The sequence below is a fragment of the Klebsiella sp. PK18 genome, from assembly GCF_057784655.1.
This window is the reverse complement of the sequence record NZ_CM173493.1, coordinates 420490-437792: the sequence shown is the minus strand read 5'-3', so window position 1 is coordinate 437792 and position 17303 is coordinate 420490. Positions and strand designations below refer to the sequence as shown.

Annotated in this window: 21 protein-coding genes; 6 read left to right on the top strand and 15 right to left on the bottom strand. The window is 54.8% G+C overall.

Annotation, left to right across the window (positions count from 1 at the left end; genetic code table 11):
• Window positions 1-30 precede the first annotated feature (30 nt).
• The 10 genes from bfd to fkpA form a co-directional block, all read right to left on the bottom strand.
• Entirely contained in the window at window positions 31-225 is a 195-nt protein-coding gene (gene bfd / locus AC3EMD_RS02040; protein WP_004152415.1) for a bacterioferritin-associated ferredoxin, read from the bottom strand.
• Between the two features lie 179 nt (window positions 226-404).
• Complete coding sequence (gene tuf, locus AC3EMD_RS02035) at window positions 405-1589, bottom strand: elongation factor Tu (protein WP_012540432.1); 1185 nt, start codon at window positions 1587-1589, stop codon at window positions 405-407.
• Window positions 1590-1658: 69 nt separating this feature from the next.
• Window positions 1659-3773 (bottom strand): elongation factor G, encoded by a 2115-nt coding sequence (gene fusA / locus AC3EMD_RS02030; protein WP_008807045.1) that lies wholly within the window; start codon window positions 3771-3773, stop codon window positions 1659-1661.
• 96 nt (window positions 3774-3869) lie between these two features.
• Entirely contained in the window at window positions 3870-4340 is a 471-nt protein-coding gene (rpsG, locus tag AC3EMD_RS02025) for a 30S ribosomal protein S7 (protein WP_008807044.1), read from the bottom strand.
• Between the two features lie 96 nt (window positions 4341-4436).
• Window positions 4437-4811 (bottom strand): 30S ribosomal protein S12, encoded by a 375-nt coding sequence (rpsL, locus tag AC3EMD_RS02020; RefSeq protein ID WP_002920115.1) that lies wholly within the window; start codon window positions 4809-4811, stop codon window positions 4437-4439.
• 124 nt (window positions 4812-4935) lie between these two features.
• Entirely contained in the window at window positions 4936-5223 is a 288-nt protein-coding gene (gene tusB, locus AC3EMD_RS02015; RefSeq protein WP_008807043.1) for a sulfurtransferase complex subunit TusB, read from the bottom strand.
• Window positions 5224-5230: 7 nt separating this feature from the next.
• Window positions 5231-5590: a sulfurtransferase complex subunit TusC gene (gene tusC / locus AC3EMD_RS02010; protein WP_302073913.1), complete on the bottom strand. Its 360-nt coding sequence runs from the start codon at window positions 5588-5590 to the stop codon at window positions 5231-5233.
• The gene (gene tusD, locus AC3EMD_RS02005; protein ID WP_008807041.1) at window positions 5590-5976 is read right to left on the bottom strand and encodes a sulfurtransferase complex subunit TusD; all 387 of its coding nucleotides are present in this window, start codon (window positions 5974-5976) and stop codon (window positions 5590-5592) included. Before tusD ends, tusC begins: the two co-directional genes overlap by 1 nt.
• On the bottom strand, window positions 5976-6698 hold the full coding sequence (locus AC3EMD_RS02000; protein WP_002920130.1) for a helix-turn-helix transcriptional regulator: 723 nt from the start codon (window positions 6696-6698) through the stop codon (window positions 5976-5978). The genes tusD and AC3EMD_RS02000 overlap by 1 nt, the downstream gene beginning before the upstream one ends.
• A gap of 168 nt (window positions 6699-6866) precedes the next feature.
• Window positions 6867-7697 (bottom strand): FKBP-type peptidyl-prolyl cis-trans isomerase, encoded by an 831-nt coding sequence (gene fkpA / locus AC3EMD_RS01995; protein ID WP_012540430.1) that lies wholly within the window; start codon window positions 7695-7697, stop codon window positions 6867-6869.
• 222 nt (window positions 7698-7919) lie between these two features.
• Between fkpA and AC3EMD_RS01990 the strand changes: the two genes are divergently transcribed.
• Complete coding sequence (locus AC3EMD_RS01990) at window positions 7920-8138, top strand: protein SlyX (RefSeq protein WP_002920136.1); 219 nt, start codon at window positions 7920-7922, stop codon at window positions 8136-8138.
• Window positions 8139-8196: 58 nt separating this feature from the next.
• Here AC3EMD_RS01990 and slyD read toward each other — a convergent pair whose 3' ends face one another.
• The 4 genes from slyD to kefG all read right to left on the bottom strand — a co-directional run bounded on the left by slyD (window position 8197) and on the right by kefG (window position 11448).
• Window positions 8197-8787: a peptidylprolyl isomerase gene (slyD, locus tag AC3EMD_RS01985; protein WP_008807039.1), complete on the bottom strand. Its 591-nt coding sequence runs from the start codon at window positions 8785-8787 to the stop codon at window positions 8197-8199.
• 93 nt (window positions 8788-8880) lie between these two features.
• Window positions 8881-9081, bottom strand: a complete 201-nt coding sequence (locus tag AC3EMD_RS01980) for a YheV family putative zinc ribbon protein (protein WP_002920143.1) — start codon at window positions 9079-9081, stop codon at window positions 8881-8883.
• A gap of 11 nt (window positions 9082-9092) precedes the next feature.
• Complete coding sequence (gene kefB / locus AC3EMD_RS01975; protein WP_008807038.1) at window positions 9093-10898, bottom strand: glutathione-regulated potassium-efflux system protein KefB; 1806 nt, start codon at window positions 10896-10898, stop codon at window positions 9093-9095.
• Window positions 10885-11448 carry a glutathione-regulated potassium-efflux system ancillary protein KefG gene (gene kefG, locus AC3EMD_RS01970; RefSeq protein WP_008807037.1) on the bottom strand — a complete coding sequence of 188 codons (564 nt, stop codon included), beginning with the start codon at window positions 11446-11448 and terminating at the stop codon, window positions 10885-10887. The genes kefB and kefG overlap by 14 nt, the downstream gene beginning before the upstream one ends.
• A gap of 173 nt (window positions 11449-11621) precedes the next feature.
• Between kefG and AC3EMD_RS01965 the strand changes: the two genes are divergently transcribed.
• The 4 genes from AC3EMD_RS01965 to AC3EMD_RS01950 all read left to right on the top strand — a co-directional run bounded on the left by AC3EMD_RS01965 (window position 11622) and on the right by AC3EMD_RS01950 (window position 15871).
• Complete coding sequence (locus AC3EMD_RS01965; protein ID WP_023323334.1) at window positions 11622-13526, top strand: ABC transporter ATP-binding protein; 1905 nt, start codon at window positions 11622-11624, stop codon at window positions 13524-13526.
• Between the two features lie 225 nt (window positions 13527-13751).
• The gene (locus AC3EMD_RS01960; protein ID WP_162493231.1) at window positions 13752-14750 is read left to right on the top strand and encodes a hydrolase; all 999 of its coding nucleotides are present in this window, start codon (window positions 13752-13754) and stop codon (window positions 14748-14750) included.
• Window positions 14747-14965, top strand: a complete 219-nt coding sequence (locus tag AC3EMD_RS01955; RefSeq protein ID WP_002920151.1) for a YheU family protein — start codon at window positions 14747-14749, stop codon at window positions 14963-14965. Before AC3EMD_RS01960 ends, AC3EMD_RS01955 begins: the two co-directional genes overlap by 4 nt.
• Before the next feature lie 36 nt (window positions 14966-15001).
• On the top strand, window positions 15002-15871 hold the full coding sequence (locus AC3EMD_RS01950) for a phosphoribulokinase (protein ID WP_008807033.1): 870 nt from the start codon (window positions 15002-15004) through the stop codon (window positions 15869-15871).
• A 55-nt stretch (window positions 15872-15926) separates the two neighbouring features.
• Here AC3EMD_RS01950 and AC3EMD_RS01945 read toward each other — a convergent pair whose 3' ends face one another.
• Window positions 15927-16331 carry an OsmC family protein gene (locus AC3EMD_RS01945; protein ID WP_044613556.1) on the bottom strand — a complete coding sequence of 135 codons (405 nt, stop codon included), beginning with the start codon at window positions 16329-16331 and terminating at the stop codon, window positions 15927-15929.
• Window positions 16332-16637: 306 nt separating this feature from the next.
• Here AC3EMD_RS01945 and crp point away from each other — a divergent pair, with 306 nt between their 5' ends.
• On the top strand, window positions 16638-17270 hold the full coding sequence (gene crp, locus AC3EMD_RS01940; protein ID WP_000242758.1) for a cAMP-activated global transcriptional regulator CRP: 633 nt from the start codon (window positions 16638-16640) through the stop codon (window positions 17268-17270).
• The last annotated feature ends 33 nt before the right edge of the window (window positions 17271-17303 follow it).

The window sequence follows — 17303 nt, the reverse complement described above, 5'->3', positions numbered from 1 at the left end:
TATAGGGATGTCAAAAGAGAAGCGCGGACTTCAGGCGATTTCTTTGAATTCCGGCATGGTGGTTAATTCATCTTCCATCACTTCACGTGCAGCTCGAACACACTTACCGCATTGATTTCCAACGGGAACAAACTTACGTAATTGCTGAAAAGATTGCGGTTGAAACTGGCGAACAACCTGGCGAATTTTTTTATCGCTAACGCCATTGCACAAACAAACGTACATATAAACTCCCGTTCAATTTATGCACAAATATTAAATGAGAATAGTTATGATTACAATAGACCATTTGCGCATTATCCGCCGCAGCGCACGTTATGAATGGTGTGTTGTACACGTTATTTCGCGGAACTGCGCGCAGCAAAAAGGGCGCCGAAGCGCCCTTTTTATTCGAAGCTAACGAATTAGCCCAGAACTTTAGCTACAACGCCCGCGCCAACGGTACGGCCGCCTTCACGGATTGCGAAACGCAGACCGTCGTCCATCGCGATCGGGTGGATCAGGGTAACAACCATTTTGATGTTGTCGCCCGGCATAACCATCTCTACGCCTTCCGGCAGTTCGATGGTGCCAGTCACGTCAGTAGTACGGAAGTAGAACTGCGGACGGTAGCCTTTGAAGAACGGAGTATGACGGCCGCCTTCGTCTTTGGACAGGATGTACACTTCAGATTCGAACTTGGTGTGCGGCTTGATGCTGCCCGGCTTAGCCAGTACCTGACCACGTTCGATTTCTTCACGTTTGATACCACGCAGCAGAACACCAACGTTCTCACCAGCACGGCCTTCGTCCAGCAGTTTGCGGAACATTTCAACGCCAGTACAGGTGGTTTTCGCGGTGTCTTTGATACCAACGATTTCAACTTCTTCACCGACTTTGATGATACCGCGCTCTACACGACCGGTAACAACGGTACCACGACCGGAGATGGAGAATACGTCTTCGATCGGCAGCAGGAACGGCTTGTCAATCGCACGCTCTGGTTCCGGGATATAGGTATCCAGGTGGCCAGCCAGTTCGATGATTTTCGCTTCCCACTCTGCGTCGCCTTCCAGCGCTTTCAGAGCAGAACCACGAACGATCGGAGTGTCGTCGCCCGGGAAATCGTACTGAGACAGCAGTTCACGAACTTCCATCTCAACCAGTTCCAGCAGCTCTTCGTCATCAACCATGTCGCATTTGTTCAGGAACACGATGATGTACGGAACGCCTACCTGACGACCCAGCAGGATGTGCTCACGAGTCTGCGGCATCGGGCCGTCAGTCGCAGCAACAACCAGGATCGCGCCGTCCATCTGCGCAGCACCGGTGATCATGTTTTTAACATAGTCGGCGTGGCCCGGGCAGTCTACGTGCGCGTAGTGGCGAGTCGGGGTGTCATATTCAACGTGAGAGGTGTTGATGGTGATACCACGAGCTTTTTCTTCCGGTGCGTTATCGATCTGGTCGAATGCACGAGCAGAACCACCGTAGGTTTTAGCCAGAACGGTAGTGATGGCAGCAGTCAGGGTAGTTTTACCATGGTCAACGTGGCCGATAGTACCAACGTTGACGTGCGGTTTTGTACGTTCAAATTTTTCTTTAGACACGGCTATATTCCTTACTATAGTGCTCTCCCCTTCGGAGAGAGCACGGGACTTAGGTTTTAATCCTGTGGATTATTTACCACGGGCTTCAATAACGGCCTGAGCAACGTTGTTCGGCGCATCATCATACTTCAGGAATTCCATGGTGTATGATGCACGACCTTTGGTCAGAGAACGCAGCTGAGTTGCATAACCGAACATTTCGGACAGCGGTACTTCAGCGTGGATCTTAACGCCGGTTACTTCGGATTCCTGACCGCGCAGCATACCGCGACGACGGCTCAAGTCACCGATAACATCACCCGTGTTCTCTTCCGGAGTTTCTACTTCAACCTTCATGATCGGCTCAAGCAGAACTGGTTTTGCTTTCTTAAAGCCTTCTTTAAAGGCAATAGACGCAGCCAGTTTAAACGCCAGCTCAGAGGAGTCAACGTCGTGGTAAGAACCGAAGTGCAGACGGATACCCATATCAACTACCGGGTAACCTGCCAGCGGACCAGCTTTCAGCTGTTCCTGGATGCCTTTATCAACGGCCGGGATGTATTCGCCAGGAATTACACCACCTTTGATGTCGTTGATGAACTCGTAACCTTTCGGGTTAGAGCCCGGCTCCAGCGGGTACATGTCGATCACAACGTGACCGTACTGACCACGACCACCAGACTGCTTGGCGTGTTTACCTTCGATATCGGTAACTTTCGCGCGAATCGCTTCACGGTAAGCAACCTGAGGTTTACCGACGTTCGCTTCAACGTTGAATTCACGCTTCATACGGTCAACGATGATGTCGAGGTGCAGCTCACCCATACCGGCGATGATGGTCTGGTTAGACTCTTCGTCAGTCCATACGCGGAATGACGGGTCTTCTTTAGCCAGACGACCCAAAGCCAGACCCATTTTTTCCTGGTCAGCTTTGGTTTTCGGCTCAACGGCGATGGAGATTACCGGCTCAGGGAATTCCATACGCTCCAGAATGATCGGCGCATCCGGGTCACACAGGGTGTCACCAGTGGTTACGTCTTTCAGACCGATAGCAGCAGCGATGTCGCCCGCGCGAACTTCTTTGATCTCTTCACGTTTGTTAGCGTGCATCTGTACGATACGACCGAAACGCTCACGTGCAGCTTTCACGGAGTTCAGTACGGTATCACCAGAGTTAACCACACCGGAGTACACACGGAAGAAGGTCAGGTTACCAACAAACGGGTCGGTAGCGATTTTGAACGCCAGTGCAGAGAACGGCTCTTCGTCGCTTGCGTGACGCTCAGCCGGGGTATCTTTACCGTCGTCCAGAATACCGTTGATTGCCGGAACATCAACCGGGGATGGCAGGTAATCAATTACCGCATCCAGCATCGCCTGAACACCTTTGTTCTTGAACGCAGAACCGCAGGTTACCAGGATGATTTCGTTGTTCAGAACACGCTGACGCAGAGCTTTTTTGATCTCTTCTTCAGTCAGTTCTTCACCACCCAGGTATTTCTCCATCAGCTCTTCGGAAGCTTCCGCAGCGGACTCGATCAGGTTCTGGTGCCATTCGTCAGCCAGGTCCTGCATGTCAGCCGGGATATCTTCGTATTCGAAGGTAACGCCCTGGTCTGCATCGTTCCAGTTGATGGCTTTCATTTTCACCAGGTCAACAACACCGGTGAAACCTTCTTCAGCACCAATCGCCAGCTGCAGCGGAACCGGGTTCGCGCCCAGACGGGTTTTGATCTGACCAACAACTTTCAGGAAGTTCGCACCCATGCGGTCCATTTTGTTAACGAACGCAATGCGCGGAACTTTATATTTGTTTGCCTGACGCCATACGGTTTCAGACTGTGGCTGAACACCACCAACTGCGCAGTAAACCATTACCGCACCATCAAGAACACGCATGGAACGTTCTACTTCGATAGTGAAGTCAACGTGCCCCGGGGTGTCGATGATGTTTACACGGTGCGGTTCATACTGCTTAGCCATACCAGACCAGAATGCAGTAGTCGCAGCGGAAGTGATGGTGATACCACGTTCCTGCTCCTGCTCCATCCAGTCCATGGTAGCGGCGCCGTCATGAACTTCACCGATTTTGTGGTTTACACCGGTGTAGAACAGAATACGTTCGGTAGTAGTGGTTTTACCGGCGTCGATGTGCGCACTGATACCGATGTTACGGTAGCGTGCGATGGGTGTTGTACGAGCCATTTGATTCCTCGTTTATTTCTTTAGGCGTTCAGTTAAGTTATCCAGAGCGGGCGACTCATCTGAAGCGCCCGCCTGGTGACTATGACTCCGAAGGGATTACCAACGGTAGTGTGCGAACGCCTTGTTGGCTTCGGCCATACGGTGAACGTCTTCACGTTTCTTAACTGCAGTACCTTTGTTGTCTGCAGCATCAGTGAGTTCGTTCGCCAGGCGCAGAGCCATGGATTTATCACCGCGTTTACGAGCAGCTTCAACGATCCAACGCATTGCCAGAGCATTACGACGAACCGGACGAACTTCAACTGGAACCTGATAAGTAGAACCACCAACGCGGCGAGACTTAACTTCTACAGTCGGGCGCACGTTGTCGAGAGCGACTTCGAAAGCTTCCAGTTCATTTTTACCAGAGCGCTGAGCCAGGGTCTCCAGCGCGCTGTATACGATTGCTTCTGCAGTAGATTTTTTACCATCTACCATCAGGATATTGACAAATTTAGCCAGCAGTTCTGATCCGAACTTCGGATCCGGCAGAATTTTACGCTGACCAATGACGCGACGACGTGGCATGGAAATACTCCGTTGTTAATTCAGGATTGTCCAAAACTCTAAGAGTTTAGTATGACATTAAGGTAAATCAGTTTGGCCTTACTTAACGGAGAACCATTAAGCCTTAGGACGCTTCACGCCGTACTTGGAGCGAGCCTGCTTACGGTCTTTAACGCCGGAGCAGTCAAGCGCACCACGAACGGTGTGGTAACGAACACCCGGAAGGTCTTTAACACGACCGCCACGGATCAGGATCACGGAGTGCTCCTGCAGGTTGTGACCTTCACCACCGATGTAGGAGGTGACTTCGAAACCGTTAGTCAGACGCACACGGCAAACTTTACGCAGTGCGGAGTTCGGTTTCTTAGGAGTGGTGGTATATACGCGAGTACATACGCCACGTTTCTGCGGGCAGGCTTCCAGCGCAGGCACGTTGCTCTTTGCAACTTTGCGTGCGCGTGGTTTGCGTACCAGCTGGTTAATTGTTGCCATTAAATAGCTCCTGGTTTTAGCTTTTGCTTCGTAAACACGTAATAAATCGCCTCATATAATATGAGGACGCAGAATTTTAGGGCGGTGCCGAAAAGGTGTCAAGAAATATACAACGATCCCGCCATCACCAGGCCAGCTGACCGGCATGTTTTACCGTGAGTCTGACGAAATCAGTATAGCTAACCCTACCGACACTGTCCGCAATTTGACCAGCCAGCCCGCGGGCGTCAACGTCGTCTTGCAGCACATAGAGGGTTATGGGGGCGGATTGCAGGATCTCAAGGAAGCGACCGCCGGCGATGGCCGCCGTGACGCCATCAGACAGCAATAACAGATCGTCGCCGTGATCCATCACGCGAAGCATTGCTGCGATATCGGCATGCCAGGGAGAAACACTGAGCGTATGGAGCATGGGGGCCTCAGAAACTCAAAATCACATCAAATTCATGCAGACGGGCGCGCAGGGCATCCGGCGCCAGGCATTCGACATCCACCGCCCACGGAGTAGCGGGGTCCAGACCGCGCTCCCGCGCGGAGTCGGCACACAGCCAGCACTGATCGATGTCATACAGTGACAGCAGTTTAAAGGTGGCTATGTAGTCGCGAGCCAGCACTGCACCCGGCCGTTGATCGGGCAGCAGTTGAAAAACGCCGTCGCCTACAAAGAACACGCCAATCTCGTCGGTGAGCGCGGAGGTTGCTAATAAGGCATCGAGCCCTTCCCTGCCGGCGGCGCTGCCGTGCGGCGCGGAGGAAAAAATAAAAGCCACACGTTTCATCAGAACTGCACCATCCGATCGCAAGTGAGCGCGGCTTCCGCCAGCGCACCGAGCCCGCTCAGCGTGAAGCCGGGTTGCAAATTGTGGCTGGCCAGCGCGAGCTGTTGCGCCTCACGCTCGTCCGTTACGCCTCGACGCAAGGCAGCCGCCACGCAGATGTGTAGTGCCACACCTTGTTCATCGTGCAATGATTGCCACGCGCGCACCAGATCGAACTCATCGCTGGCGGGCGCCGTCAGTTGGTTAGCGTTGAGCACGCCTTCGCGATAGAAAAAAACGCATGCCAGTTCATGACCTTCCTGCAATACGGCCTGGGCAAACTGCCAGGCGCTGCTCGCCTGCTGGGTCCCATAGGCAGGGCCAGTCACCGTGAGGGCAAAACGCATTACTTATCCAGCCCCTGGAAATCGCCGCTCTTGAACTGGCGGATATAGAGGTAGACGGTATGCTTGGAGATATTCAGACGATCGGCCACCTGGTTAATGGCGTCTTTGATATCGAAGATCCCTTTTTCGTAGAGATTCAGCACGATTTGGCGGTTTTTCGCATTATTAGACACGCTGCGATCGGCGTTCACCTCTTCAATGGTGAATTCCAGCGTCTGCGCGACCAGATCGTCAACCGAGGAAGCAAAGTTCACCGGTGAGTTGACCTCCGGCGTTTCTGGCGGAATAAAGGTGCTCATGATCTGTGAAAAAGGCACATCCAGATTCATGTTGATGCACAGCAGACCGATCACCCGATGATCGCGATTGCGAATGGCTATCGTCACCGACTTCATCAGTACGCCGCTTTTGGCACGGGTGAAGTAGCATTTGGAAACGCTGCTATCGGCGCCCGTCATATCGTGCAGCATGCGCAGCGCAAGATCGGTAATCGGTGAACCGATTTGGCGGCCGGTATGTTCACCATTGGCGATACGGATGGCAGAGCATTTAAGATCCTGCAAAGAATGTAGCACGATTTCACAGTGCGAACCGATGAGCATCGCCAACCCGTCCACCACCGCTTCATAAGATTTAAGAATATCGAAATCGGTCTGGTCAAAGGGACGTTGATCCAGCAGGTCAAGCTCGCTGGTTTCGTTGGTTAAAAGCGACCTGGACATGAAAAAAAGCACTCCTTTTCAGGAGCCTGTCGTTATTGTCAGGGCAGGCTCATCATCATTATTAAGCTATCTAAAGTAATACAGCGCCTGAGGATCTTTCCAGTTTTAATTATATCTGCGCTCAATAAAAAAGCCGCCGCCTCTGACGAGACGGCGGCCTGAACCCGATTACTTCTTAGCGTCAGCGTTCGCGTCTGCGGCTTTCGCGTCGCCAGCGGCTTCCGGCTGTGCATCCGCCTTCGGCGCCGGTTTGATATCCAGCAGTTCTACGTCAAAGACCAGCGTAGAGTTGGCCGGGATCCCCGGAACGCCGGTTTTGCCGTAAGCCAGATCCGGTGGAATGACCAGCTTGATTTTACCGCCTTTCTTGATGTTCTTCAGGCCTTCCGTCCAGCCCGGGATCACGCCGTCCAGGCGGAAAGAGAGCGGCTCACCGCGGGTATAAGAGTTATCAAACTCTTTACCGTCGATCAGGGTGCCTTTGTAGTTAACCACCACGGTGTCGCTGTCTTTCGGCGCATCACCAGTGCCTTCTTTCTCGACTTTATACAGCAGGCCAGTTTTCGAGGTTTTCACGCCCTTCTCTTTAGCAAAGCTATCGCGGAAGGTTTTGCCTTTGGCTTCGTTCTCAGTCGCGTCTTTTTCCATTTTCTGCTGAGCCGCGGTCTTCACGCGCGTTTCAAAGGCCTGCAGAGTCTGTTCGATCTCCTGGTCGGACAGCTTGCTCTTATCGGCAAACGCGTCCTGTACGCCGGCGATCAACTGGGCTTTGTCCAGCTTAATGCCCAGCTTTTCTTGTTCTTTCAGGGAGTTTTCCATGTAACGCCCGAGAGACGCGCCCAGTGCATAGGCGGATTTCTGATCGTCATTTTTAAATGCCGATTTACTCTCAGCCGCTGGGGCTGCCTTCGCCGCCGCATCTGCAGCAAAGGTCAGCGGTGCATTCAGGGCGACGGCCATTGTGGTCGCCAGCAGCGTTACTTTAAACAGTGATTTCATCCATTTCTCCAGGGCCGGGGCCTCTCACCCCAGGGTTATCGTAAAAAGCAAAAAACGTACTATAGAACGTTGCCGTTAAAATCTACATACGGACGTTCCTGAATATCGCCTCTTTTAGGACTATTTTTGTATGAATAAGTTTCCTGTCAGACGCAGCGATGCTGCGCGAAAAGAGAAACTTAAGTAGAATCCGCTCGCAGGATCAGACTAAAGAGGTTACCCATGCACGATAGCACATTAGAAACGCGCCTTGCAGAGCTGGAAAGCCGGCTGGCGTTTCAGGAAATCACCATCGAAGACCTCAATAAAACCGTGACCGCCCACGAGATAGAGATGGCGAAGATGCGGGAGCATATGCGTCTGATGATCGAGAAACTGAAGGCGACCCAACCGTCCCATATCGCCTCTCAGGCAGAAGAGACGCCGCCTCCCCATTATTGAGACGTAAAAAAAGCGGGTTTCCCCGCTTTTTTTGGCTATCCGCGCGAACGCGACGCCATTAGTGGCAACCGCAACCGCCGTTACCGCAACCACCTTTGCCGTGTTCATGGTCGTGACCATGATCGTGGCCGTGGCCGCCGCAGCAACCGTCATGACCATGGTCATGATCGTGATCGTGGCCATGAGCGCCATGCACGTGACCATGCTCCAGCTCTTCAGCCGTTGCTTCACGAATAGCGACAACTTCCACATTGAACTTCAGGTTCTGGCCAGCCAGCATGTGGTTGCCATCAACCACAACGTGGTCGTCTTCAACTTCAGTGATTTCTACCGGTACTGGACCCTGATCGGTTTCCGCCAGGAAGCGCATACCAACCTGCAGTTCATCAACGCCCATAAAGACGTCTTTCGGTACACGCTGCACCAGGTTTTCGTCATACTGGCCGTAAGCGTCGTTAGCGCCGACAGCTACGTCAAATTTGTCGCCCACTTCGTGGCCATCCAGCGCGTTTTCCAGGCCGGAAATCAGGGAGCCGTGACCGTGCAGGTAATCCAGCGGCGCGCTTACCGGAGACTCATCAACCAACACACCGTCTTCTGTACGTACCTGATAGGCCAGGCTGACCACCAGGTCTTTTGCTACTTTCATGATATCTCCTGAGATGGGAAGAATAGTGGCGCAGATTGTAGCGGAATTCTGCAGCCGTGTACCCTCTAGCTTAAAAAAAGCCGACGGATAACGCTAGTCGGGATGAAAAATGCCAATCACCTGCTCCTCTTTGCGTACATGCTCACGGGCCTCTTTATCCGCCTCACGCATCTGATGACCGCACTTAACGCATTCAACGACATCGACATTATTCTCACGCCACATCGCCAGCGAATCCTGCGCCTGGCACGCCGGACATTTCGCCCCGGCAATAAAACGTTTACGCACTGCCATATGATTTACCTTTATTCAAACTCGTCCCAGCCGTCCAGCTGCCGGCTTTCTTTCTGCATTTCACGCTGAAAAATCTCTTCCAGTTCGCGTCGGGCTTCCCGCACGCGAGATACCTGTACCGTATCAGTATGCACTGGCATTAACTCGCGCAGCATTCGCATATCGAGCCGTCGGAAGTGCAGTTGCGCGCGCTGGGCCTGGTGAGGATGCATCCCCAGGGTGATGAGCGCTTTGCGCCCCAGTTCCAGTGCACTGGAAAAGGTTTCACGAGAAAACTGCGTCACACCGGCCTGCAGCAGCTCATGCGCCTCAACGCGACCGCGAGCGCGGGCCAGAATATGCAGATGTGGAAAGTGTTGTTGACACATTTCCACCAGCCGCATGGTGTCTTCTGGCTCATTACAGGTGATGACGATCGACTGCGCCTCTTCCGCTCCCGCCGAGCGCAGCAGCTCCAGCTGGGTGGCATCGCCAAAATAGACTTTATAGCCATAGTTACGCATCAGATTCACCGCGCTGATGTCCCGCTCCAGCACCGTAATACGCATCTTATTGGCCATCAGCAGGCGACCGATAACCTGACCAAAGCGACCAAACCCGACAATAATCACCTGCGGCTTGTCATCCTCCACCCACGGCGCCTCATCGGTATCATCTGCCGGATTCAGCCGTCGCGACAATAGCTTATCTATCCCCTTCATCAGCAGCGGCGTCGTCATCATCGACAACGTCACCGCCACCAGCAGCAGCGCCATCTGGTCATGCTGGAACAACCGCTGAGAGGCGGGCAGCGAAAAGAGGACAAAGGCGAACTCGCCGCCCTGGCTTAATACGCCCGCAAACTGCATCCGCTCTGAACTTCGCAGGCCATAGAGACGGGCCAGGAGATAGAGCACCAGCATTTTTACCGCCACCAGCACCGCCACGCTCACCGCCACCCACAGCAGATGGGTATACAGCACGCCAAGGTTCAGCGCCATGCCGACGGAGATAAAGAACAGCCCGAGCAGCAGCCCCTTGAACGGATCGATAGCGATTTCCAGTTCGTGGCGATACTCGCTTTCCGCCAGCAGCACGCCGGCGATAAAGGTACCCAGCGCCATCGACAACCCCAGCGCCTCCATAAACAGCGCCGACCCAAGGACCAGCAGTAGCGTGGCGGCAGTAAATACTTCCCTGACCCCTGAGCTGGCGATGAAACGGAACACCGGCCGCAGCAGATAGCGTCCGCCAATCAGCATCCCGGCAAAGGCCAGGACCTTCATACCGACCGTCAGCCAGTTAACATGCTCATCCGCGGAACCGGCCAGCAGGGGCACCAGCGCCAGCGCCGGGATCACCGCCAGATCCTGAAACAGCAGGACCGAAAAGCCTAACTGCCCCGATTCGCTGCGGCTCATTCCCTTCTCACGCATCAGCTGCAGCGCCATGGCGGTGGAAGACATCGCCAGGCCGATCCCGCCGACCACCGCCGCCTGCCATGAAAACCCGGTCGTCATCAGCAGACCGCCGAGGATCGCCGCGCTGAGCATCACCTGCGCCGCGCCAACGCCGAAGATGGAGCTCCGCAGCCGCCATAGCTTGGCCGGATTAAGCTCCAGGCCGATGATAAACATCAGAAACACTACGCCGAGCTCAGAGAAATGGAGAATTTCATCCACATCGCTGATAAACCCAAGTCCCCACGGGCCAATCGCAATCCCGGCCAGCAGATAGCCCAGCACCGCGCCAATACCCAATCTTGAGGCCAGAGGTACGGCAATAACGGCGGCGAACAAAAAAAGAACGCCCGCCAGCAGCAAATCAGATCCCGCCATGTATACCTCCGGCGGTAAGGGGATTGGCCAGCCAGTCCCGGTAGGCCCGAGCGCGGCTACGCAATTCCTCTGGCTGTTGCCGCCGTGCCCAGTAGACAATAATGGGGCTCATCCAGTGCATACGGCACATGCCGGCGGTCAGTTCAAAAGGACGTAAAATATCGTTCATCGGATAGCGATTGGCATCGCGACGGTAGGCGCTCTCAGGTTCGCCGGTGGTGATCACACTACGCCAGTACTTTCCCGCCAGTTCGTTTCCTCCGGCACCGCTGGCGAAGCCGCGGCTTAACACACGATCCAGCCACTCCTTGAGCAGCGCCGGACAGCTCCAGGTATATAAAGGATGCTGGAAAACAATCACCTCATGCTGGCGCAGCAGGTCCTGTTCATGAGCGATATCGATAAAAAAATCCGGATAGTGCGCGTAAAGATCGTGCACGGTGACGTTCGGCAACTGTAAGGCCGGCTCTAATAAAACCCGGTTGGCCACGGAATCATGAGATTCTGGGTGGGCATACAGCAGCAACACTTTCGCTGTCTGAGACATCATTCCCCTCCCGTAGGTCTTCTGGCGGCCTGCGCAGCCCCGGTGTTCTGACACCGCCAGAATGACTTTGTGTATCGTCTTCGTTTTGGGCTACCATGGCGGCCCGGTGAAGCGATTCGCTTCCACACTACATTATCATAATGACAAATTAACATAGTCTGAACATACGGCGCCTTATGATTGTTTTCTCCTCGTTACAAATTCGTCGCGGCGTACGCGTCCTGCTGGACAACGCCACCGCTACCATCAACCCTGGCCAAAAGGTCGGTCTGGTGGGCAAAAACGGCTGCGGGAAATCGACGCTGCTATCGCTTTTGAAAAACGAGATAAGCGCTGACGGCGGCAGTATGACCTTTCCAGGCAGCTGGCAGCTGGCATGGGTGAATCAGGAAACCCCGGCGCTGCCTCAGCCGGCTATCGATTATGTTATTGATGGCGATCGTGAATACCGCCAGCTGGAAGCCGCGCTCCAGCAGGCAAATGAGCGCAACGACGGCCATGCCATCGCCACGGTCCACGGCAAGCTGGACGCCATCGACGCCTGGACCATCCGTTCGCGCGCTGCCAGCCTGCTGCACGGTCTGGGATTCAGCAACGAACAGCTGGAGCGGCCGGTCAGCGATTTTTCCGGCGGCTGGCGTATGCGCCTTAACCTCGCCCAGGCGCTGATTTGCCGCTCCGATCTGCTGCTGCTCGATGAACCGACTAACCACCTCGACCTCGATGCCGTCATCTGGCTCGAAAAATGGCTTAAGGGTTACACAGGGACGCTGATCCTGATCTCCCACGATCGCGATTTTCTCGATCCTATCGTCGACAAAATTATCCATATCGAACAGCAGACGATGTTTGAGTACACCGGTAACTACAGCTCGTTCGAAGTGCAGCGCGCTACCCGTCTCTCTCAGCAGCAGGCGATGTACGAAAGCCAGCAGCAGCGCGTTGCGCATCTGCAAAGCTATATCGACCGCTTCCGCGCTAAGGCCACCAAGGCCAAGCAGGCGCAAAGCCGTATCAAAATGCTCGAACGGATGGAGCTTATCGCCCCGGCGCACGTGGATAACCCGTTCCACTTCAGCTTCCGCCAGCCGGAGAGTCTGCCTAACCCGTTACTGAAAATGGAGAAAGTCAGCGCCGGTTACGGCGAGCGTATTATCCTCGACTCCATCAAGCTCAATCTGGTGCCGGGCTCGCGCATCGGCCTGCTGGGCCGCAACGGCGCCGGGAAGTCGACTCTGATTAAGCTGCTGGCGGGTGAACTCCAGCCGGTGAGCGGCGAGATCGGTCTCGCAAAAGGTATCAAGCTCGGCTACTTCGCCCAGCATCAACTGGAGTTCCTGCGTGCCGATGAGTCGCCGCTGCAGCACCTGGCGCGCCTGGCCCCGCAGGAACTGGAGCAGAAACTGCGTGATTATCTGGGCGGCTTTGGTTTCCAGGGCGATAAGGTCAGCGAAGAGACCCGCCGCTTCTCTGGTGGAGAAAAAGCGCGCCTGGTACTGGCCCTGATCGTCTGGCAGCGCCCTAACCTGCTGCTGCTCGATGAACCGACCAACCACCTTGACCTCGATATGCGTCAGGCCTTAACCGAAGCGCTGATCGACTTTGAAGGGGCGCTGGTTGTCGTGTCGCACGATCGTCACCTGATCCGCTCCACCACCGACGATCTGTACCTCGTCCATGACGGTAAAGTCGAGCCGTTCGACGGCGATCTGGAAGATTATCAGCAGTGGCTCAGCGACTCGCAAAAACAGGAATCACAGAGCAGCGACGCGCCAAAAGAGAGCGGCAACAGCGCGCAGGCGCGCAAGGACCAGAAGCGTCGGGAAGCGGAACTGCGCAGCCAGACCCAACCGCTGCGCAAAGAGATCGCCCGTCTGGAAAAAGAGATGGACAAGCTCAACGCGCAGTTGGCCAGTGCGGAAGAAAAACTTGGCGACAGTGAGCTTTATGACGCCTCACGTAAAGCCGAACTAACCGAATGCCTGCAGCAGCAGGCCAGCGCGAAGTCCGGGCTGGAGGAGTGTGAAATGGCCTGGCTGGAGGCCCAGGAGCAGCTGGAGCTGATGCTTCAGGAAGGCTAATATTGACTTCCTCATCCTGCCTGCGCGTACGATGCCGCTGGCAGGGTGGGTTTCTGCCCTCTCCATGGCCTGCCATCAGTGACATCAATGATTTGTTTTTGCTGTAACCTGGCGTCGCTGGCCACAAGACCACATATTGGCTAACCCCTGTGCGCCCTGCGCGGTATAGTCATCATCACGTTTATTAATTGTTCTGGTGCTATGGTTGAAATCATCCCCACAGACATGACGCCCCCCGAAAACGATTCGCGTGAGTTCCATCCGATGCGCGGCGTGGGCAATCGTCATCTGCAAACCATGCTGCCGCGGCTGATCCGCCGTAAATTGCGCTTTACCCCGCACTGGCAGCGCCTTGAGCTGCCGGACGGCGATTTTGTCGATCTGGCCTGGAGCGAAGACCCGCATCAGGCGCGCCATAAGCCGCGCCTCGTCGTCTTTCATGGTCTCGAAGGAAGCCTGCACAGCCCGTACGCCCATGGTCTGATCCATGCGGCGATGCAGCGCGGCTGGCTGGGCGTGGTTATGCATTTCCGCGGCTGCAGCGGCGAACCTAACCGCAATAACCGCATCTATCACTCCGGCGAAACAGAAGATGGCACCTGGTTTCTGCACTGGCTACAGCGCGAGTTTGGTCCCGCGCCGACTGCGGCCGTCGGCTATTCACTGGGCGGCAATATGCTGGGCTGCCTGCTGGCAGAAGAAGGCGACCGCTGCCCGCTGGATGCGGCGGTGATCGTCTCCGCGCCTTTTATGCTGGAAGCCTGCAGCTATCATATGGATAAGGGCTTCTCGCGGGTTTATCAGCGCTATCTGCTCAATCTGTTAAAAGCCAATGCCTCACGCAAGCTGAAAGCGTATCCTGGCTCACTGCCTGTCGATTTACGCCAGCTTAAAGGGATGCGCCGCATCCGGGAATTTGACGATATGATCACCGCCAAAATCCATGGTTTCGCCGATGCGCTGGATTATTACCGGCAATGCAGCGCCATGCCGCGGCTCAGCGATATCACTAAGCCAACGCTCATCATTCACGCGAAAGACGATCCATTTATGGATCACCACTCCATACCACCGCAGGAGCAACTGCCGGCGAACGTTGAGTATCAATTAACTGAGCAAGGCGGCCACGTTGGTTTCGTCGGCGGCACCCTGCGTAAGCCGGAGATGTGGCTGGAAAGACGCATCCCGGACTGGTTAAACCGTTGGCTGGAGGTCCCCGTATGATTATTCCCTGGCAGGATCTGGATCCCGAAACGCTGGATAACCTGATTGAAAGCTTTGTGTTACGTGAAGGCACCGATTATGGTGAACATGAACGTTCACTTGCCGATAAAGTCGCCGATGTAAAACAGCAGTTGAAACGCGGAGAGGCGGTTCTTGTGTGGTCGGAACTGCATGAGACGGTCAATATTATGCCGCGCGCGCTGTTTAACGGCTAAGGCGACGCCACTACATCGTTTAACCAGGGAGTTGTTATGTCTGCCAAACATCCGGTGATCGCCGTCACGGGCTCCAGCGGCGCGGGCACTACCACCACCAGCCTTGCCTTTCGCAAAATCTTCGCGCAGCTAAACCTGCACGCCGCGGAGGTGGAAGGCGATAGCTTTCATCGCTACACCCGCCCGGAAATGGACATGGCGATCCGCAAGGCGCGGGATCAGGGCAAACATATCAGCTACTTTGGCCCGGAGGCGAACGACTTTGGCCTGCTGGAGCAGACCTTTGTCGACTATGGCCGCCACGGAAAAGGCCAGTCGCGGAAATACCTGCACACCTATGACGAAGCCGTACCGTGGAATCAGGTGCCAGGGACTTTCACCCCCTGGCAGCCGCTGCCGGAGCCGACAGACGTACTGTTCTATGAGGGGCTGCACGGCGGGGTTGTCACGCCGCATCATGATGTCGCCAGCCATGTCGACCTGCTGGTCGGCGTAGTGCCTATCGTTAACCTCGAGTGGATCCAAAAGCTTATTCGCGACACCAGCGAGCGCGGCCACTCCCGGGAGGCGGTGATGGACTCAGTCGTCCGCTCGATGGAAGACTACATCAACTTCATTACCCCGCAATTTTCCCGCACCCATATCAACTTTCAGCGCGTGCCGACGGTAGACACTTCCAACCCGTTTGCCGCGAAAACTATTCCCTCGCTGGACGAGAGCTTTGTGGTGATCCATTTCCGTAACCTGCAGAATATCGACTTCCCCTGGCTGCTGGCGATGCTGCAGGGGTCGTTTATCTCGCACATGAACACGCTGGTGGTGCCGGGCGGTAAAATGGGGCTGGCGATGGAGCTTATCATGACGCCGCTGGTCGAGCGCCTGATGGAAGGCCGCAAGATCGGCTAACAGAAAAAACCCCGGCCAGGCCGGGGTTGAGATGCTTCACAACGGCAGGCGAAGACTACGCCTCGATCACTTCATAGGAGTGGGTGATCTTCACCGCTTTTTCCAGCATCAGCGCCACCGAGCAGTATTTCTCTGCCGACAGATCCACCGCCCGGGAGACCGCGGCATTTTTCAGCGCCTTACCGGTGACGATAAAGTGCAGATTAATATGCGTAAACAGACGCGGCGCCTCTTCGCGGCGCTCCGACGTCAGCTTCACTTCGCAGTTGGTCACCTCATGGCGACCTTTTTGCAGAATAGAAACCACATCGATCGCACTGCAACCGCCCGCCGCCATCAGCACCATCTCCATCGGGCTGGGTGCCTTATCCCCGGAGTTGCCATCCATCAGAATCTGGTGTCCTGACGCGGACTCCCCGATAAAGGTTAACCCTTCAACCCATTTCACACGCGCTTGCATAAAATTTAACTCCAGTATCGCAATTTTCCTGTCAGATTACGCGCACATAACAATTCTCGCAACGGAAGGCGACCTGCGTCATGCTGAAGCGAGACACCAGGAGACATGCGGCGAAAGCTATGCTAAAACAGTCTGGATGCTACAGTATTACATTGATGTACTGCATGTATGCAGAGGAGTTCACATTACGGGCTGTCGAAAAATCATCAGCCAGCTTCCCAGGTATAGGGAAACAATACGATTGCATGCCCGGACGCCGTGTAGTGTCGGCGCCCGGAGATAGCTTATAACAGAGGATAACCGCGCATGGTGCTTGGCAAACCGCAAACAGACCCTACCCTTGAATGGTTCTTGTCTCATTGCCACATTCATAAGTACCCATCAAAGAGCACGCTGATCCACCAGGGTGAAAAAGCAGAAACGCTGTACTACATCGTTAAAGGCTCCGTGGCTGTACTCATCAAGGATGAAGAAGGTAAAGAGATGATCCTCTCCTACCTCAACCAGGGCGATTTCATCGGTGAATTAGGCCTGTTTGAAGAGGGTCAGGAGCGTAGCGCCTGGGTACGGGCGAAAACCGCATGTGAAGTGGCCGAAATCTCTTATAAGAAATTCCGTCAGCTGATCCAGGTTAACCCGGACATTCTTATGCGTCTCTCTTCGCAAATGGCTCGCCGTCTGCAGGTCACGTCTGAGAAAGTGGGCAACCTCGCCTTCCTCGACGTGACGGGCCGTATCGCCCAGACGCTGCTGAACCTGGCGAAGCAACCTGATGCCATGACCCACCCGGACGGTATGCAAATTAAAATTACCCGTCAGGAAATTGGTCAGATCGTCGGCTGCTCTCGTGAAACAGTTGGCCGTATTTTGAAAATGCTGGAAGATCAGAACCTGATTTCCGCACACGGTAAAACTATCGTCGTCTACGGCACCCGTTAAGTTGCTAAGCGGCGTATTGCTCCTGCAGTACGC

Excerpts from the sequence above, each read along its gene's own strand:
- kefB (WP_008807038.1), bottom strand. The coding sequence starts at position 10,898 with ATGGCGGGATCTGATTTGCTGCTGGCGGGCGTTCTTTTTTTGTTCGCC.
- kefG (WP_008807037.1), bottom strand. The coding sequence starts at position 11,448 with ATGATGTCTCAGACAGCGAAAGTGTTGCTGCTGTATGCCCACCCAGAA.
- AC3EMD_RS01960 (WP_162493231.1), top strand. The coding sequence starts at position 13,752 with ATGACGCCCCCCGAAAACGATTCGCGTGAGTTCCATCCGATGCGCGGC.
- rpsG (WP_008807044.1), bottom strand. The coding sequence starts at position 4,340 with ATGCCACGTCGTCGCGTCATTGGTCAGCGTAAAATTCTGCCGGATCCG.
- crp (WP_000242758.1), top strand. The coding sequence starts at position 16,638 with ATGGTGCTTGGCAAACCGCAAACAGACCCTACCCTTGAATGGTTCTTG.
- bfd (WP_004152415.1), bottom strand. The coding sequence starts at position 225 with ATGTACGTTTGTTTGTGCAATGGCGTTAGCGATAAAAAAATTCGCCAG.
- AC3EMD_RS01955 (WP_002920151.1), top strand. The coding sequence starts at position 14,747 with ATGATTATTCCCTGGCAGGATCTGGATCCCGAAACGCTGGATAACCTG.
- slyD (WP_008807039.1), bottom strand. The coding sequence starts at position 8,787 with ATGAAAGTAGCAAAAGACCTGGTGGTCAGCCTGGCCTATCAGGTACGT.
- fkpA (WP_012540430.1), bottom strand. The coding sequence starts at position 7,697 with ATGAAATCACTGTTTAAAGTAACGCTGCTGGCGACCACAATGGCCGTC.
- tusB (WP_008807043.1), bottom strand. The coding sequence starts at position 5,223 with ATGCTCCATACGCTCAGTGTTTCTCCCTGGCATGCCGATATCGCAGCA.
- AC3EMD_RS01990 (WP_002920136.1), top strand. The coding sequence starts at position 7,920 with ATGCACGATAGCACATTAGAAACGCGCCTTGCAGAGCTGGAAAGCCGG.
- AC3EMD_RS01950 (WP_008807033.1), top strand. The coding sequence starts at position 15,002 with ATGTCTGCCAAACATCCGGTGATCGCCGTCACGGGCTCCAGCGGCGCG.
- tusC (WP_302073913.1), bottom strand. The coding sequence starts at position 5,590 with ATGAAACGTGTGGCTTTTATTTTTTCCTCCGCGCCGCACGGCAGCGCC.
- rpsL (WP_002920115.1), bottom strand. The coding sequence starts at position 4,811 with ATGGCAACAATTAACCAGCTGGTACGCAAACCACGCGCACGCAAAGTT.
- fusA (WP_008807045.1), bottom strand. The coding sequence starts at position 3,773 with ATGGCTCGTACAACACCCATCGCACGCTACCGTAACATCGGTATCAGT.
- AC3EMD_RS01965 (WP_023323334.1), top strand. The coding sequence starts at position 11,622 with ATGATTGTTTTCTCCTCGTTACAAATTCGTCGCGGCGTACGCGTCCTG.
- tusD (WP_008807041.1), bottom strand. The coding sequence starts at position 5,976 with ATGCGTTTTGCCCTCACGGTGACTGGCCCTGCCTATGGGACCCAGCAG.
- AC3EMD_RS01945 (WP_044613556.1), bottom strand. The coding sequence starts at position 16,331 with ATGCAAGCGCGTGTGAAATGGGTTGAAGGGTTAACCTTTATCGGGGAG.
- AC3EMD_RS02000 (WP_002920130.1), bottom strand. The coding sequence starts at position 6,698 with ATGTCCAGGTCGCTTTTAACCAACGAAACCAGCGAGCTTGACCTGCTG.
- AC3EMD_RS01980 (WP_002920143.1), bottom strand. The coding sequence starts at position 9,081 with ATGGCAGTGCGTAAACGTTTTATTGCCGGGGCGAAATGTCCGGCGTGC.